Source organism: Streptococcus sp. GMD4S (assembly GCF_000296955.1).
Map to the genome: position 1 here is coordinate 1 of NZ_AJRE01000170.1, position 2,101 is coordinate 2,101.

At 42.1% G+C, this 2,101-nt stretch carries 2 protein-coding genes; both read left to right on the top strand.

Annotated features, from left to right (window positions below; all coding sequences use genetic code 11):
- Positions 1–1,122, top strand: a 1,122-nt coding sequence (locus tag GMD4S_RS08250) for a cell division protein FtsQ/DivIB (RefSeq protein WP_000607890.1), incomplete at its 5' end; no start/stop codon positions are given.
- Positions 1,123–1,367: 245 nt separating this feature from the next.
- A complete protein-coding gene (pyrF, locus tag GMD4S_RS08255) occupies positions 1,368–2,063 on the top strand; it encodes an orotidine-5'-phosphate decarboxylase (protein WP_001206748.1) in 696 nt (231 codons plus the stop codon).
- Positions 2,064–2,101 lie beyond the last annotated feature (38 nt).

Below are 2,101 nucleotides of genomic sequence, written 5' to 3' on the forward strand. Positions count from 1 at the left end.
AAGCAAGAATTGTCTGAATGGCAGAAACGAAACCAGGAATACCTGAAGAAGAAGGCTGAGGAAGAAGCTGCCCTAGCTGAAGAGAAGGAAAAGGAAAAACAAGCTCGTAAGGAAGCCAACTCGAAACTACTGGAGGAATCCAAGAAATCATCGAGTGAGTCAGTTGAGGAAGCCTCAAGTCCAAGCAAGGAACCATCCGAAAAAGAAGAAAAATCTCAAAAGGATGACCGGAAAGTCAAAGAGGAAAAAGAGAAGAAGAAACCAGAGAAACCAGAAAAACCTGCCAAGCCTAAAATTGCGCCTGTTCATATTTGGCGAGCTGTGAGTATCTTGGTACCCAGTGTCCTGGTCCTCCTTCTTTCAGTCTATCTATTGACTCCACTTTCGACCATCAAAAATATCGAGGTTAAGGGAAATAGTAACACGCAGGCGGATGATATCAAACAGGCTTCTGGAATTCAAGATAGCGACTATACTTTAGCCCTATTGTTGGATAAGGAAAAATACGCTGAGCGAATCAAGTCCAATCATTGGATAGAATCAGCGAAGATTAACTATCAATTTCCGACTAACTTTACGATTGAGGTTAAGGAATTTGATATTGTTGGTTATTATGTGTCTGGTGAAGAACATTATCCTATTCTTTCTAGTGGTACAGTAGAGTCAACTCCTGTTGATCGCTTAAACTTGCCTGAGACTTATCTGACAGTTACCTTTAACGATGAGCAGCAGGTGAAAGAGCTGATAACGGGATTGTCTACTATCAGTGAGGATATCAAGAGTCAAATCCAGAAAATCGAATTAGCGCCGAGCAAGGCAACAGCAGATCTTTTAAAAATTACCATGCTGGATACAGATGAGGTTTTGGTTCCCCTATCAGAATTGAGCAAAAAATTACCTTATTACAGCAAAATCAAGCCACAATTGTCAGAACCGAGTGTAGTCGATATGGAGGCTGGAGTATACAGCTATACGATAGCAGATAAACTGATAGAAGAAGCTGAGGAAAAAGCCAAGCAAGAGGCCAAGGAAGCTGAGAAGAAAAAACAGGAAGAAGAAAAGAAAAAACAAGAAGAACAAGGAAATCAAAGCCAAACGAGCCAGCAATCACAGAGTCGTTAGACTAACTTTTCCTCTTGGTTTTGAATGGTATAGAAGTCTAGTTTCGAGTTTTTGCTTGACAAGTCCTACTATAAATAATAGAATAGAAAAAAACCTTTAAAGCAGTCCAGAGAGGCAGCTAAGGTTAGACGGTGAAAGGGTGGACTCTACCCATTTTTCGTGGAACCTTGCTGTTGGCAGGTTCCTTTTTTCGTGGTTTATTTTTGACCATACTCTCTTGCTCGTAAAGGTAAAAGGAGAAAGGTATGCGTGAACATCGTCCAGTTATTGCTCTTGATTTTCCTAGTTTTGAGGCAGTCAAGGAATTTTTATCTCTTTTCCCAGCAGAAGAAAGTCTTTATTTAAAAGTAGGGATGGAGCTTTATTATGCGGAAGGTCCTGAAGTTGTCCGTTATTTGAAGTCACTGGGGCATAGTGTCTTTTTGGACCTCAAACTACATGACATTCCCAATACAGTCAAATCGGCTATGAAGGTCTTATCTCAGCTTGGTGTGGACATGACTAACGTTCATGCTGCAGGTGGTGTGGAGATGATGAGGGCTGCGCGTGAAGGTCTGGGGACACAAGCCAAATTGATCGCTGTGACCCAGCTTACCTCAACGTCGGAAAGCCAGATGCAGGATTTTCAAAATATCCAAACCAGCCTGCAAGAGTCTGTGATTCACTATGCCAAGAAGACAGCTGAAGCGGGCTTGGATGGTGTCGTTTGCTCGGCTCAGGAAGTGCAACTCATCAAGCAGGCTACCAATTCAGATTTTATCTGTTTGACACCAGGAATTCGTCCAACGGGAGCTGCGGTTGGAGACCAAAAACGTGTCATGACACCTGCTGACGCCTATCAAATCGGTAGTGACTATATCGTAGTGGGACGTCCTATTACCCAAGCTGAGGATCCTGTTGCAGCTTATCATGCTATCAAGGATGAATGGAACCAAGACTAAAATTAAAGAAATAGATTATAAAAACAAAAGGAGAAGAC